Raw genomic sequence first — 13,371 nt, forward strand, 5'->3', positions numbered from 1 at the left:
AGCTGGGAATAATGTGTGAACTGCGGCTGACGTGAAGGTGAACAGATGGCGCGCTCAGCCGTCCCGGGGCTGGTGGAACGGCAGGAGCACGCGGAAGACGGTTCCGCTGCCGGGGGCGCTCGTCACCTCGATCCGGCCGCCGTGCGCCCCCACGAGTGCCGCCGCGATGGCCAGTCCGAGCCCGGTCCCGCCGCTGCCGCGGGAGCGGCCGGCGTCAGCGCGGTAGAACCGGTCGAACACGTGCGGCAGGTGCCTAGGATCGATGCCCTGCCCCTCGTCACGCACCTCGACCAGCGCGGCCCTGGTGTGCGGGACGGGTCCGGAACCGGCGTGCACGGTTCCCGGGACGGGAAGCCCGGCGACCGCCCGTGAGCCGACCCGGACGTGCACCTCCGCGCCCTGGTTCGTGTGCGTCACGGCGTTGCCGACCAGGTTGGCGATGACCTGGTGCAGCCGGTGTTCGTCGCCCAGCACGAACACCGGTTCCTCGGAGACGACCAGCCGGATCGACCGTCCACGGTCGCGGGCCCTGGCGGCGTGGACCACGTCCCCGGCCAGCACGTGCAGGTCCACGATGCTGGGTTCGAGCGCGGGTTCCCGGTCCAGGCGGGCCAGCAGCAGCATGTCCTCGACGAGGACGCTCATGCGTTCGGCCTCGCCCTCGATCCTGCGCAGCAGCCGCTCGGCCACCGGGTCCCTGTCGCCCTGGCCGTGGTGGTAGAGCTCGGCGAAGCCCCGGATGGAGGTGAGCGGGGTGCGCAGTTCGTGGGAGGCGTCGGCCACGAAGTGACGCAGCCGCCGCTCCGAGCGCTCGTACTCGCGCAGCGCGGTCGCCAGGCGCTCCAGCATGGTGTTGAGCGCGAGGCCGAGCCGTCCCGTCTCGGTGCCCGGATCGACGTCGCCCACCCTGCGGTCGATGTCCCCGCCCGAGATGGCCTGCGCCGTACGCTCCATCCGGGTCAGCGGGCGCAGGCCGAGCCGTACCACCGCGAGGGCCAGGGCACCGAGCAGCAGCAACACCAGGACGCCGACGGCCGCCTCGATTCCCAGGAGCTGGCGGACGGTCGCCCGGTTGGGTTCGAGCGACATCGAGACCGCCATCCTGGTGCCGCTGGGCAGGACCCTCAGCAGCACGCGCCACTGCCCCGACCCCGTCCTGGCGGGCACGGTGACGGGTCCCGGCGGGATCGTGGAGATCGTCTCGACGGGGATGGCCGGTCCGTCGGAGATGTCGGCCGGCAGGCTGAGCAGCAGGGACCCGGAGGGGTCGTAAAGGGCGATCCTGAACTGCGTCGGAAGCTGCACGGCCCCCTCCGCCGGTGGGGGAGGGGGGAGCGGGTGCCTGCTGAAGGTGGTCACCACCTCGGTCAGCTGGGTGTCCATCCTGGACTGCAGCGAGTGTTCCAGGAGCAGCACGCTCGCGGTGGCGAAGGCCCCGAGGCCGAGCGCGCACAGGCCGAGCAGCGCGGCCAGCAGCCGGTGCCGCAGGGACCGGACCGCTCTCACGAGGGTCTCTGCAGCCGGTAGCCGACGCCGCGCAGCGTGTGGATCAGCGGTGTTCCCTCGGCGTCGATCTTCCTGCGCAGGTAGCTGATGTACGACTCGACGATCCTGCTCTCGCCCTCGAAGCCGAAGTCCCACACGCGGTCGAGGATCTGCGCCTTGCTGACCACCCGATCCGCGTTGATCATCAGGTAGCGCAGCAGGCTGAACTCGGTCGGCGACAGGTGGATGGGCCGTCCCGCCCGCCGTACGGTATGGGCCTGCTCGTCGAGTTCCAGGTCGGCGTAGCGCAGCACGCCGTCGTCGGCCTGCTCCCCGGGCGGGCGCATCCTGCGCATGATCGCCCGCAGCCGCAGCACCACCTCCTCCAGGCTGAAGGGCTTGGTCACGTAGTCGTCGCCGCCCGCGGTCAGCCCCGCGATCCGGTCGGACACCGCGTCCCTGGCGGTCAGGAAGAGCACCATGGGGCTGTCGCCGGTCTCACGCAACCTCCGCGCGACCGTGAATCCATCCAGACCGGGCATCATCACGTCCAGCACGATGATGTCCGGCCGCTCCCTGGCCACCGCCTCCAGTGCGCGCCGCCCGTCAGGAGCGGTCCGTACGGCGAAGCCGTTCAGCTCAAGGGCCTCGGACAGCAGTTCGCGGATGTTGGGCTCGTCATCGACGACCAACACCTTCGCGGCGACTCGGGGGTCCACGACATCGTTGTACGCGTCCACGATGAGAAAACCGTGAGCGGGGGTGTCAGGTGCCGATGAGGACCGCGTCGATGAGGCCGCCGCACAGGTTTCCCTGCCGGGCGGCGGTGCCGATCGCGCGTACCACGGTCATCAGGTCCCGGTCCGAGCTCCGGCCGATTCCCAGCAGCCCGGCGTAGAGCCGGATCGCGCCGGAGGCGGACACGATCCGCAGCCAGCCCTGGTCGACGACGATCGGGGCGTCGGCCGCGACGATCAACGGTCCCCTGCCGGGTTCCGCGCTGTCGCAGGTGATCGTCGCCCGCAGCAGGCGCGGGCGCTCTCCCGGGGTGATGACCGCCCGCCAGCCCCGGACCGGGGTGAGGTCGTCGATGTCGTGGAGGCTCAGCAGCGGCAGGCCGTGACGCAGGAACGCCGCCAGGTAGGCGTTGGCCGGGGCCTCGGCCTTCTCCACGTCGGGGAACATCGGCTCCATCAGCAGCCCGGCGGCCACCGGTCCCTCGTCGTCGGCGGACACAGTGGGGATCAGGCGCATGCGTTCCATCATCGCGGCGAGGTCGAAGACCACCTCGCTGTCGGTGACGGTCGAGGGGGCGCAGGCGGCGTGGGCGAAGAGGACGTTGAAGATCGTGCCGTCGCCCGGGGTGGGATGCCGTACGACCAGGACGCTGACCGGCTCGGCGTCGGCGTCGGCCTGCCCCTCGCAGGTCACGCACTGGGTGACCCCGGGGTCGGGGCCGGTCCGCAACGCGTTGACCTTCTCCGCCGTCAGGACCAACGCGACCTCGTCACTGATCCGGATGTCCCGCATGCTTGAACGGTACGATGCCAGGCGATCACCTGCCACCCCCCGTCAGCCGAAGGCGGTGCGGGCCCAGGTGGCGAAGCCGGTCATGGTCAGGCCGAACGCGTGCGCGTGCTCCGGGCGGGCCGCCTGGCCGATCACGTTGATCCGTTCCTGCGTGTTGACCATCATGGGCGGAAGCCCCCGCGCGACGGCCTGCTCACCGGACAGGACAGGAGCCTCCACCGTACGGCCGAGCACGCCGGACAGGACCTCGGCGATCTCGGTCATCGTCAGGAGGTCACCGGCCAGTTCGATGTCGGCGCCGGTGAACCTCACCGGGTCGGCGAAGGCGGCGGCTGCCGTCGCGCCGATGTCCCGCACCGCCACCAGCGACAGCTTCGTGTCCCTCGCGAACGCCGTGACGAACCCGTGCTCCGGCCAGTCGCCGAACATGTGGGACCAGCCGAGCAGGTTCTCCATGAAGGTGGCGGGCTTGAGGACCGTCCAGTGGGGGAATCCCGCGGTGCGCACGAGGTCGTCGAGGCGGGCCTTGCTCGCCCAGTAGTGACGGCTCCACTCGTCGGGCGTCCAGCCGGGCACGGCCTGGTCGGGGTCTCCGGCGCCGGAGACCGAGGTGTGCACGAACTGCGTCACCCCGGCGGCCTTCGCGGCCTCGACGAGGTTGCGGCCACGGGTCACCTCGCCGTCGGTCATGAGGGCTGTGAGGTCCGGGGTCTGCACCGAGAACACCCCCCGGACCCCGGCCGTCGCGGGCTCCAGGGACGCGGGGTCGTCGAGGTCGCCGCGGACCGGTTCGGCGCCGAGTGCCCGGACGGCCCTTGCGGCCTCCGACTCCGGGTCGCGGACGAGGATCCGTACGGGCGTCCCGGCGGCGAGGAGGGCCCGCGCCACGGCGCCGCCCTGCTTGCCGGTCGCGCCGGTGACGAGTATGGGTTCGGGCACGTCAGGCCTCCACGGATAAGTGGGGTGGCACCCCATTTTGGTCTCTCAAGGTACGATATGGGGGACCACCCCACTTGGCAAGCGGGAGATACGGTGTTGGAACGGCCGAAACGCGCGGACGCGCGGCGCAACCACGACCGGATCCTGGCCGCGGCCCAGGTCGCCGTCGCCAGAGACGGCGCCGACGCCTCGCTTGAGGAGATCGCCCGGCAGGCCGGGGTCGGCTCCGCGACGCTGCACCGGCACTTCCCCTCCCGCCTGGCGCTGCTGGAAGCGGTGTTCCTCGACCGCGTCGAGACACTGTGCTCCCAGGCCCGCGAGCTGGCCGCGGACCCCGACCCCGGGGCCGCGCTCGTCACCTGGCTCAGGGCCATCGGCGCCTACGCCGCCAACGTGCGCGGCCTCGCCGCGTCACTGCTGCGGAGCGCCTGCGAGCTCGACCACGCGGAGCGGAGCGTGACCTGCCACGGGAAGGTCAGCGACGCCGGTGAGGAACTGCTGTCCCGTGCCCGGCAGGCGGGCGCCGTACGGCCTGACGTGTCGGTCGGTGACCTGCTCACCCTGGTCAACGCCCTCTCGCTGGCGACCGAACGGCATCCCGACCCGTGCGCCGAGACCGACCGCCTGCTCCTGCTCGCCCTTGAGGGGATCGGCCCCTGAGACTTGGCCGGTCCCACGAACCGCCACGCCGTCCACGGTGGAAGCCGACGAACGCCGTCCCCTCCGCCGTGCCTATGCTCGTCCGGGACGAGGCCGATGACCAGAGGGGATGCCGGTGTCGAAACTGGACGGGATCAACGCGTGGCTGCGGCACCGGCTGCCGGACCTGCTCGCCGAGAGCGGGGTTCCCGGGGCGGCGGTGGCGGTGTCCGCGGGGGACGAGGCGATCGACGTCGCGGCCGGGACGCTGAACACGGTCACCGGCGTCGAGGCCACGGCCGACTCCCTCTTCCAGATCGGCTCGATCACCAAGGTGCTGACCGCGACGCTGGCCATGCGGCTGGTCGACGAGGGCAGGCTGGATCTCGACGCTCCGGTGCGGACCTACCTTCCCGAGTTCCGGGTCGCCGACGAGCGGGCGGCGGAGCGGATCACCGTACGGCAGTTGCTGTGTCATGTCTCGGGGTTCGAGGGGGACATCTTCACCGACACCGGCAAGGGTGACGACTGCGTCGAGAAGTACGTGGACGTCCTGCGTGAGGTGCCTCAGCTGTTCGAGCCGGGGGAGATGTTCTCCTACAACAACGCCGGATACTGCGTGCTGGGGCGGATCGTCGAGGTGCTTCGGGGGGAGCCGTTCGACGTCTGCATGAGGACGCGCCTGTTCACACCGCTCGGGATGACCCACGCCGCCAACGACCCCTACGAGGCGATCGTCCACCGTACGGCGGTCGGGCACATCGAGCGGACGCCGGGCGGCCCGCTCGAACCGAGCCCCGTGTGGGCGATGACGCGCTCGAACGCCCCCGCGGGGTCGATGCTCGCGATGCGCGCCCGCGACCTGCTGGCCTTCGCCCGGATGCACCTGGCCGACGGTCTCGGCCCGGACGGCGCCCGCGTGCTGAGCCGGGAGAGCGTCAGGGCCATGCGGCGGCCCCAGGTCACCCAGCCCGACATCGCCCAGGGCGTGGCCTGGGGTCTGGGGTGGGAGCTCTTCGACCTGTCCGGTGACACGGTCTTCGGCCACGACGGCAACACCATCGGTCAGTCGGCGTTCCTGCGCGTGGTGCCGGGCCGTGACGTGGCGGTGGCGGTCCTCACCAACGGCGGCCTCTCGCGCCGGGTGTACGCCGAGGTGGCGGGCCGGGTGCTCAACGACCTCGCGGGCGTCGAGCTGCCCGCGCGGCCGGTGCCCGACCCGGCCGCGACCCCCCGGGACGCCTCCCGCTACGTCGGCACCTACGTGTCGAGCACCTCGGAGACCACGGTGAGCCAGGACGCGCGGGGACGGCTGTGGCTGGAACGCGTCCCCGTCGGCGTCTTCGCCGACCTGGACGAGGCACCGTACCGGACGGAACTGGTCGCCTGGCGCGGAGACTCGCTGATCCCGGTCGAGCCCGAGCGCGGTGTCCACGCCCCGCTCGCCTTCCTCGGCGACGACGGGCGGGGGCACACCCTCTACCTGCACACCGGCCGGGCCGACCGGCGCCGGTCACCGTGACATCGGTCGCGGGTTCCTCCACAGCAGCGCGACCGCCAGGAGAGCCGCCAGCCAGGGAGCCATCCCGGCCCAGCCCAGCACCGGTGGCAGCCCGGTGTCGCCGGAGGTGTCCCTGGTGAGCAGCCCCACCAGCCCGACACTCACCCCCAGCACGGACATCACGGTCACCGCGGGACGGGCCCACCGCCTGCCCGTCCTGACGGCCCAGGTCGTCCAGAGCCAGGCGGCGACGCCGAGCGCGCCGACGACCGACAGCAGCACCAGGTAGGTGGTGACGGCCGCGTCGATCCGCTCTTGGGTGTAGGCGGGATAACCGGCCCGCACGTGGTCGGCCAGCAACTGGGTGGTGTACGGCACGGCCGCCGCGACGAGGGTGAGTCCGAGGCCCACGTACATCGCCGCGACGGCCCGTCGCTCGTTCGGTTTCACAGGGCCTCTCCAAGGAAGGTGAGGATCTCCGCTCGCGCGGCCTCGGCCTGCGGCGCCATCCCCGGCACGCTGAGGAACGCGTGCCCGGCGCCCGGGTATTCGGCGAGCCGTACGGACGTCCCGGCAGCGCGCAGCCGTTCGGCGTAGCGACGGCCGTGGTCGGCGATCGGGTCGTGGGTCGGCACGATCACGAGCGCCGGGGCCAGCCCGCCCAGGTCGTCGGCCTGCAGCGGAGACAGCGCGCGCGGGTCGCTCCCGGGTGGTACGGCGAGCCGCTGGAACAGCCGCAGTTGCGGCAGGGCGAGGGCCGGGGTGTGGGCGTGCTCGGTGATCGAGGTGTGGTCGAACATCGTCCCGGTCACGTCCACGGCGGGGTTGACCAGCACCTGAGCCCGCAGCCGCAGGCCGGTCTCCCTGGCCCTGATCGCCGCCAGCGCGCTGACCAGCCCGCCGCAGCTCTCGCCGAACACGGCCACCCGCGCCGGATCGACGCCCCAGCGCGCGGCGTGCCGTACCACGTGGTCGAGCACGTCCCAGCCGTCCTCGACGGCCGCGGACAGCGGGGTCTTCTGGCTGAGGAGGCGGTGTTCGACCGAGACGACGAGCGCGGGCAGGTGGGCGGCGAGGCGGCTGTTGACCCAGTCGCTCTGCGCCGCCGTACCGACGAAGCCGCCGCCGTGCACATGGAGCACGAGCGGCAGGTCGCCTCCTGCCGAGGGGCGGTGGACCCGGACCGGGAGCTCGCGGCCGGGCAGCGCCACCTTCTCCCAGCCGATCTCGGCGCCGGGGTCCGGCTCTCCGGTGATGGGCCGCAGCGCCTCCGAGGCCCGGAAGCGGTTCTCCGCCTCCTGGTAGGCGGCCAGCTCCTCGGCCGTCATCGTCTCCCAGTCCGGCTCCGGCGGACGTCCCGTGAGGATGGACTCGCTCATGACTTCTCCTTGGTTTCGCTACTTCAGGTTTCGATACCTAAGGTAGCGCAAAACGGTATCGTGTGCGCATGACTTCCAGACCGCCCGGCCGTCCGCGTACCGGCCTCAACGACGTGGTCTTCGCCGCCACGCTCAGCACCGTCCACGAGCTGGGCTACGCGCGCGCCACCGTCGATCGCATCGCCGCCGCGGCCGGGATCGCCAAGACGACGATCTACCGCCGCTGGCCGTCGAAGGGCGCGCTGATCGTGGACTGCCTGCTCGACGCCTTCGGGCCGGTGCCGCTGGAGGGCGCGGGGCGGGCCGAGCTGATGTCGTCGGCCATCCACTGGATCGTGGCGAAGATCGGTGAACCCGGGGTCGGCGACGCCTTCGCCGGTGTGTTCAGCGACGCCGTCAGCGACCCGGCCCTGCGCGAGATCCTGTCCACCCGGCTGCAGGACCCCTACCGGATCGCGCTCCAGGAGGCGCTCGGCGAGCCGGAGGCGCGGGTCCTGTTCTTCATCGACGTCGTCGTCGGAACCCTGCTCCACCGGATGGGCATGACCGGCGAGCCGATGGCCGCCGCCGACGTCACCGCCCTGACCGGGATGGTCCTGTCGCACTTCGCCGACGACACGGCCTGACCGTTTTCACTGTGCTAAGTTGGCCGTATGACCAACTTGGCCGATCGACCAAACTCGGCGCGAGGCGACCGGCGCCGCGAACAGCTGGTGGAGACCGGCATCGCGCTCCTGGACGAGCAGGGCTGGCCCGGCGTCACCACGCGCGCCGTGGCCGAGCGCGCGGGAACCAATCCCGGCCTGATCCACTACCACTTCGGTGGCCTGCCCGGCCTGCACGCGGCGATCTTCCGGCGGGCCACCGACCTCGTCGTCAACCCGCTCGTCGAGGAGTTTCTCGGCGCCGACGACGAGCGGGCCGCGCTCGCCGCGCTCGCGGACCTGCTGCCCCGTACGGCGGGCGAGGGGCCGACCCGGCTGGCCGCGGAGCTGATCGTCGGAGCGACCCGCGACCCGGCCCTGGGCGCGGTGCTGCGCGACGAACTGCGCCAGGCCCGCGAGCGGATCGCCGACCGCCTGGGCCGGTCGCACCCCGACTGGCCGCCCGCCCGGTCGATCGGGATCACCACCCTGGTCGTCGCCGCGATCGACGGACTGATGCTGCACTACATGATCGACGGCGAGCTTCCCGTTGCCGAGGTGCTGGCCGTGGCCGAGCAACTACTGCCGGGGGAGGACGGATGAGGGTCCTCATCAGCGGGGCCGGGATCGCCGGGCTCACGCTGGCGTACTGGCTGCGGCACCGTGGCATCGAGTCCGTCGTGGTGGAACGCGCGCCACACGGTCGCCTTGGCGGGTACGGGGTCGACTTCTTCGGCACCGGATACGACGTGGCCACCCGCATGGGCATCCTCGACCGGCTGACCCCGCACCGGCTGCCGGTCGACGCCGTCGAGTTCGTGGACGCCTCAGGGAGTTCCCAGGCCAGTCTGACGCCGGAGCTGCTGGAGCGGGTCATCCGGGGACCGCACCTGCCGCTGATGCACACCACGCTGGAAGGCGCCCTGCTCGACGCCGTCGCCACCGAGGTGGAGATCCGCTTCGGGGAGAGCATCGCCGAGGTCCGCGACACCGGCACGGCCGTCGAGGTCGGCTTCACGGGCGGAGGCAGGGAGCGGTTCGACCTGCTGGTGGGGGCCGACGGCATCCACTCGCGGACCCGGGAGCTCGTCTTCGGCCACGAGAGGCGGTTCGTCCGTCACCTCGGCTGCCGCCTGGCCTCCTACCCGGTGACCGACCGCTACGGCTGGGGCCGGGTGCGCGCCCACTACACCGAGCCGGGACGCCAGGTCGTCGTCTATCCCGGTGGGGAACCCGGCCGCCTGGTCACCCTGCTGCTGTTCCGCTCGCCGTACGGCGAGAGTGTCCCGCGTGAGCGGCGCCCGGACCTGCTGCGGGCGCGCTTCGACGGCGCGGGCTGGATCACGCCGTCGTTGCTGGACGACGCCCCCGAGGGGAAGTCCATCTTCATGGACGCGATGGCCCAGGTCGTGATGCCCACCTGGCATCGGGGCCGGGTCGCCCTGGTCGGCGACGCGTGCGGCTGCATGACCATGCTCTCGGCCCAGGGCGTGTCCATGGCGATGGCCGGGGCGTACGTGCTGGCCGAGGCGCTGGCCTCCGAGCCCGGCCACGAGAGCGCCTTCGCCCGCTACCAGGAACGGATGCGACCCCAGGTACGGCGTCGCCAGCGCAACGCGCTGCTGTTCGCCCGGATGCTGCTGCCCGTCACCCGAGCCGGGCTGACGACCCAGAGCCTGACCAACCGGCTCATCACCCGTCGCCCGTTCGCGCCCGTCCTGCGCCGGCAGTTCGGCGCGGACAGCTTTCTGCCCCCGGCCACCGCCGGACCCGAAAGAGGTTGAACCATGGAGATCGTCAACAGGCCCGCCCCGCCGACCGGGCTGCGCCGCAGGCTGTGGCGGCTGCCCATCCTGCTGTACCGGGCGGGCCTGGGGCCGCTGATGGGCCACCGCGTCATGCTGCTCACCCACACCGGACGGGTCTCGGGCCGTCGCCGCCAGGCCGTCATCGAGGTCGTCCATCACGACGAGCACGGCTACGTCGCGGCATCGGGGTTCGGCGTCAAGGCCGACTGGTACCGCAACGTCATGGCCACTCCCGAGGTGACGATCCAGGTCGGCGGCCGTGTCCTTCGGGTGACGGCCACCCCCGTCGAGACCGAGGCGGGTGCCGAGATCATGGCGAGGTACGCGCCCCGCCATCCCGCCGCGGCCCGTCGGCTCTGCAAGATCATGGGCTTCGTCGTCGACGGCGGCCAGGATGACTACCGCGAGGTGGGCAGACACATCCCCTTCGTCCGCTTCACCGGCGCCCGGTCGTGAGCCGGTCCTTCTCAGAGTGCCGGGTCCAGGGAGCCGAGGTAGGTGTCCAGGGCGGCGGCGCCCGTGAGCATGGCGCGACCCCGGGCGGACAGGCGGTCCTGCCACTCGCGCAGCGTCGACTCCAGCGGGGCGACGCCTCCCGCGGAGCGGACCTGGGCGATCAGCGGGGCGATCCGCTCCAGCGGGTAGCCGCCCCGCCTGAGCTGGTGGGCAAGCCGTACGTCCCGCACGTCGGCGGCGTCGTAGACCCGGTAGCCCGTCCGCGGGTCGCGACGTGGCTGGACCAGCCCGGCGTCCTCCCATTTGCGCAGGGTCGCGGGGCGGACGCCAAGCCTTCCGGCCAGAGGACCGATGAACGTGTGGCCGCGCTCCTGCGGCACGGGCGCCAGGTCGCCGAGCGCGACCTCGACGGCCTGGAGGGTGCGGCGGTCGTCGAGAAGCTGGGCGTGGCTCTCGTCGATGAGCCGTAGCGCGTCCTCGACGGCACCCCGGTTGACCGCCTGCATGATCGACGTCGCCGTCTGGTGACCGTACCCGCGCACGAGTGCGAGGAAGGCGCGCAGGGCCCACGCGTGCAGCGGCGTGTAGACGCGGTAGCCGTGGACGGTCCGTTCCGCGACGGGCAGGATGCCGTCGTCCTCGTAGTTCCTGATCGCCTGGGTGGACAGCCCGTGCTCACGCGCCAGATCCACAGGTCTCATAGGTTTGAAAGTCCATCGCGTCAGACATGGGAATTTCCGTGAAAAGTTTACACCGAATGTTCAACGATACCGTTGAATCCATGAACATCAAGGACATGGCCCGGCCGCTCGACGGCGTGGGCGTCTCGGCGTTCCTCGGCTCACTTCCCGCCAGGCCCCTGCTGCTCGCCCTGGGCGAGGCCAGGCACTTCGTGGGGGAGCTGGGCGAGCTGCGCAACGAGATCTTCCGGCACCTGGTCGAGCACGAGGGCTACCGGTCGTTCGCCATCGAGAGCGACTGCCTCATGGGCCTGGTGGTGGACGAGTACGTCACGACGGGCGCGGGCACGCTCGACGACGTCATGGAACGCGGCTTCAGCCACAATTTCGGCGCGTCTCCCGCCAACCGTGAGCTGGTGCGCTGGATGCGCGCCCACAACGAGAAGCACGAGGACAAGCTCCGGTTCTTCGGGTTCGACGGCCCGCTGGAGTACTGGGCGGCGAGTCCCCGCCAGGCCCTCACCGCCCTGCACGCCCTGCTCGACGGCCCGCTTCCCTGCACCCTGGAGACCCTCGACGCGCTGCTCGGCCTGGACGAACGGTGGTCGAACGAGGCCGCGGCCATGGATCCGTCCCGGTCGATCGGCCGTTCCGAGGAGGCCAGGCGGCTGCGGCTGCTCACCGACGACCTGGTGACGCTGCTCGACACCCAACTGCCGGGGCTGGGCGCGGAGGACAGGACGCGGGCCGCGTTGTACGGTCGCACCGCCGTCGGCCTGCTGCGCTACCACCACGGGATGGCCGACACCTCCCCTGACCGGTGGGCCCGCCTGTCGGCCCTGCGGGACGCGATGATGGCCGCCAACCTGCGTGCCATCGCCGAGTACGGCCCGGCCCTGGTCTTCGGGCACAACCTCCACCTGCAGCGGAACCGGAGCCTCATGGCGTTCGGCCCGGACGGCGACCAGACGCTGGAGTGGTGGAGCGCGGGGGCTCTCGTCGCGACGCGGCTGGGCGACCGGTACGCCTTCCTGGCCTCGGCCCTCGGCACGGTCGGCGACGACGTCCCGCCCCCGGACACCGTAGAGGGCGCCCTGTCCACGCTGCCGTGGAAGAACTCCCTCATCGACGCCCGCCACCTGGCCGAGGCCGTCCCGGCCCCCACCCCGCGTGTCTCCGGCGACTTCCGCTACTTCCCCCTGGACCCGGCCCGGCTCACCACGATCGACGGCGTCGCCTTCCTCGGGGAGGCCACCGACCTGGGCTGACTCAGGGGAGAAGCACCTGGTCGAGGACGTGGTCGCCGACGGCCGCCATGCCGGGGTTGTCGGCGGAGTGGACGGCCAGGGCGGTGCCCACGGCGAGGGCCCAGCCCCGGGCGCGTCCCCAGGTCACCTCGTCGGCGTCCACCCGTGACCGGAAGACCTCGCGCGCGTCCTCGTCGAACACCAACCACGCGGCGGCGAGATCGGTGGCGGGATCGCCGCCGGTGAGATCGCCGAAGTCCAGGACGGCCGCCAGGTCCTCCCCGTCGAGCAGGAGGTTTCCCGGGTGCGGATCGCCGTGGAGCCAGAGCGCGGGCCCCCGCCAGTCCGGGAGGGCGACCAGTTCCTCCCAGAGGGGGAGAAGCTCGGCCGATCGGGAAACGGACGGCAGGCGTCGCCGTACCGCCTCGTCGCGGGCGGCGAGCGGGACGCCCCGGACGGGGTTGCGCGGCGCGTCAGGCGGTGCGGGCCGGTGGAGGTCCGTCATGAAGTCGGCAAGCGGGACGGCGATTCCGGAACGGTCGGACGGCGGCACCTCGGCGGCCGTGCGACCTTCGAACCAGGGCGCGATCGTCCACGGCCACGGGTAACCCTCGCCGGGCACGCCGGTCCTGACGGGCACGGGCAGCGCGACCCCGACGTAACCGGCCAGGACCGGCAGCCAGCGTTGCTCGTTGACGATGAGATCCACGGCCACCCGACGGCGCGGCAGCCGTACGGACAGATCCGTCCCCAGGCGGTAGATGACGTTGTCCCACCCGTTGGCGACGAGGGTGAGCGGCCCCGCCAACTCCGGATGCTGCCGACGAACCAGCCGGTCAACCAGGTCGCCGTCGATGCCGACCTCCATCGCGGGGGTGTTCATGGCGCGACGATACGGGAAAACCGGTTGATCCTTCCTTCGGTGTTCGCCTAGGTTGCCCGGGACCCGTCGTAGTGAGGACAGAGGACAAAGACCGCGTGACGCCGCCTGCTCTTCAGATCTGACACGTTCTTCCGCTCACCCGTAGCCGACGTTCCCGTCGGTTCCGCCGGGCTGCCCTCG

Annotated in this window: 15 protein-coding genes; 7 read left to right on the forward strand and 8 right to left on the reverse strand. The window is 71.8% G+C overall.

Annotated elements, in window-relative coordinates; all coding sequences use genetic code 11:
- Positions 1–54 precede the first annotated feature (54 nt).
- From FHS44_RS40820 to FHS44_RS09425, 4 genes are read right to left on the reverse strand one after another with little or no spacing between them, the layout of a single operon-like run.
- Positions 55–1,506, reverse strand: a complete 1,452-nt coding sequence (locus FHS44_RS40820; protein WP_184713590.1) for a sensor histidine kinase — start codon at positions 1,504–1,506, stop codon at positions 55–57.
- The gene (locus tag FHS44_RS09415) at positions 1,503–2,204 is read right to left on the reverse strand and encodes a response regulator transcription factor (RefSeq protein ID WP_184713591.1); all 702 of its coding nucleotides are present in this window, start codon (positions 2,202–2,204) and stop codon (positions 1,503–1,505) included. The genes FHS44_RS40820 and FHS44_RS09415 overlap by 4 nt, the downstream gene beginning before the upstream one ends.
- A gap of 46 nt (positions 2,205–2,250) precedes the next feature.
- Positions 2,251–3,015, reverse strand: a complete 765-nt coding sequence (locus tag FHS44_RS09420; RefSeq protein ID WP_184713592.1) for a hypothetical protein — start codon at positions 3,013–3,015, stop codon at positions 2,251–2,253.
- A gap of 42 nt (positions 3,016–3,057) precedes the next feature.
- Positions 3,058–3,954 carry an NmrA/HSCARG family protein gene (locus tag FHS44_RS09425; RefSeq protein WP_312863581.1) on the reverse strand — a complete coding sequence of 299 codons (897 nt, stop codon included), beginning with the start codon at positions 3,952–3,954 and terminating at the stop codon, positions 3,058–3,060.
- Between the two features lie 93 nt (positions 3,955–4,047).
- On the opposite strand from FHS44_RS09425, the gene FHS44_RS09430 reads away from it, so the two are divergent.
- Together FHS44_RS09430 and FHS44_RS09435 are read left to right on the forward strand one after the other, a co-directional pair.
- Positions 4,048–4,614, forward strand: coding sequence for a TetR/AcrR family transcriptional regulator (locus FHS44_RS09430; protein ID WP_312863582.1), 567 nt, complete (start codon positions 4,048–4,050; stop codon positions 4,612–4,614).
- 115 nt (positions 4,615–4,729) lie between these two features.
- On the forward strand, positions 4,730–6,115 hold the full coding sequence (locus FHS44_RS09435) for a serine hydrolase domain-containing protein (RefSeq protein WP_184713595.1): 1,386 nt from the start codon (positions 4,730–4,732) through the stop codon (positions 6,113–6,115).
- Here the strand turns inward: FHS44_RS09435 and FHS44_RS09440 are convergent.
- The gene (locus tag FHS44_RS09440) at positions 6,107–6,544 is read right to left on the reverse strand and encodes a hypothetical protein (protein WP_221460622.1); all 438 of its coding nucleotides are present in this window, start codon (positions 6,542–6,544) and stop codon (positions 6,107–6,109) included. The genes FHS44_RS09435 and FHS44_RS09440 overlap by 9 nt on opposite strands.
- Positions 6,541–7,473, reverse strand: a complete 933-nt coding sequence (locus tag FHS44_RS09445) for an alpha/beta hydrolase (RefSeq protein ID WP_184713596.1) — start codon at positions 7,471–7,473, stop codon at positions 6,541–6,543. The genes FHS44_RS09440 and FHS44_RS09445 overlap by 4 nt, the downstream gene beginning before the upstream one ends.
- A gap of 68 nt (positions 7,474–7,541) precedes the next feature.
- On the opposite strand from FHS44_RS09445, the gene FHS44_RS09450 reads away from it, so the two are divergent.
- The 4 genes from FHS44_RS09450 to FHS44_RS09465 are packed head-to-tail and all read left to right on the forward strand — an operon-like array spanning position 7,542 to position 10,381.
- Positions 7,542–8,099 carry a TetR/AcrR family transcriptional regulator gene (locus tag FHS44_RS09450; RefSeq protein ID WP_184713597.1) on the forward strand — a complete coding sequence of 186 codons (558 nt, stop codon included), beginning with the start codon at positions 7,542–7,544 and terminating at the stop codon, positions 8,097–8,099.
- A 27-nt stretch (positions 8,100–8,126) separates the two neighbouring features.
- Positions 8,127–8,720, forward strand: a complete 594-nt coding sequence (locus tag FHS44_RS09455; RefSeq protein ID WP_184713598.1) for a TetR/AcrR family transcriptional regulator — start codon at positions 8,127–8,129, stop codon at positions 8,718–8,720.
- Positions 8,717–9,901 carry an FAD-dependent monooxygenase gene (locus FHS44_RS09460; RefSeq protein ID WP_184713599.1) on the forward strand — a complete coding sequence of 395 codons (1,185 nt, stop codon included), beginning with the start codon at positions 8,717–8,719 and terminating at the stop codon, positions 9,899–9,901. Before FHS44_RS09455 ends, FHS44_RS09460 begins: the two co-directional genes overlap by 4 nt.
- A gap of 3 nt (positions 9,902–9,904) precedes the next feature.
- Positions 9,905–10,381 carry a nitroreductase family deazaflavin-dependent oxidoreductase gene (locus FHS44_RS09465; RefSeq protein WP_184713600.1) on the forward strand — a complete coding sequence of 159 codons (477 nt, stop codon included), beginning with the start codon at positions 9,905–9,907 and terminating at the stop codon, positions 10,379–10,381.
- Between the two features lie 11 nt (positions 10,382–10,392).
- Here the strand turns inward: FHS44_RS09465 and FHS44_RS09470 are convergent, their stop codons facing one another.
- Positions 10,393–11,082 (reverse strand): TioE family transcriptional regulator, encoded by a 690-nt coding sequence (locus FHS44_RS09470; protein WP_184713601.1) that lies wholly within the window; start codon positions 11,080–11,082, stop codon positions 10,393–10,395.
- A gap of 80 nt (positions 11,083–11,162) precedes the next feature.
- On the opposite strand from FHS44_RS09470, the gene FHS44_RS09475 reads away from it, so the two are divergent.
- The gene (locus FHS44_RS09475) at positions 11,163–12,329 is read left to right on the forward strand and encodes an erythromycin esterase family protein (protein WP_246435385.1); all 1,167 of its coding nucleotides are present in this window, start codon (positions 11,163–11,165) and stop codon (positions 12,327–12,329) included.
- Position 12,330: 1 nt separating this feature from the next.
- On the opposite strand, the gene FHS44_RS09480 is transcribed toward FHS44_RS09475, so the two are convergent.
- Positions 12,331–13,191, reverse strand: a complete 861-nt coding sequence (locus tag FHS44_RS09480; protein ID WP_184713603.1) for an aminoglycoside phosphotransferase family protein — start codon at positions 13,189–13,191, stop codon at positions 12,331–12,333.
- Positions 13,192–13,371: the final 180 nt, after the last annotated feature.

Origin of the sequence: Streptosporangium saharense (assembly GCF_014203715.1) — a bacterium.
Classification (GTDB): Bacteria; Actinomycetota; Actinomycetes; order Streptosporangiales; family Streptosporangiaceae; genus Streptosporangium; species Streptosporangium saharense.

Coding starts and splice junctions, on each gene's coding strand:
- FHS44_RS09420 (WP_184713592.1), bottom strand. CDS start 3,015: ATGCGGGACATCCGGATCAGTGACGAGGTCGCGTTGGTCCTGACGGCG.
- FHS44_RS09460 (WP_184713599.1), top strand. CDS start 8,717: ATGAGGGTCCTCATCAGCGGGGCCGGGATCGCCGGGCTCACGCTGGCG.
- FHS44_RS09480 (WP_184713603.1), bottom strand. CDS start 13,191: ATGAACACCCCCGCGATGGAGGTCGGCATCGACGGCGACCTGGTTGAC.
- FHS44_RS09470 (WP_184713601.1), bottom strand. CDS start 11,082: ATGAGACCTGTGGATCTGGCGCGTGAGCACGGGCTGTCCACCCAGGCG.
- FHS44_RS09455 (WP_184713598.1), top strand. CDS start 8,127: ATGACCAACTTGGCCGATCGACCAAACTCGGCGCGAGGCGACCGGCGC.
- FHS44_RS09475 (WP_246435385.1), top strand. CDS start 11,163: ATGAACATCAAGGACATGGCCCGGCCGCTCGACGGCGTGGGCGTCTCG.
- FHS44_RS09445 (WP_184713596.1), bottom strand. CDS start 7,473: ATGAGCGAGTCCATCCTCACGGGACGTCCGCCGGAGCCGGACTGGGAG.
- FHS44_RS09465 (WP_184713600.1), top strand. CDS start 9,905: ATGGAGATCGTCAACAGGCCCGCCCCGCCGACCGGGCTGCGCCGCAGG.
- FHS44_RS09450 (WP_184713597.1), top strand. CDS start 7,542: ATGACTTCCAGACCGCCCGGCCGTCCGCGTACCGGCCTCAACGACGTG.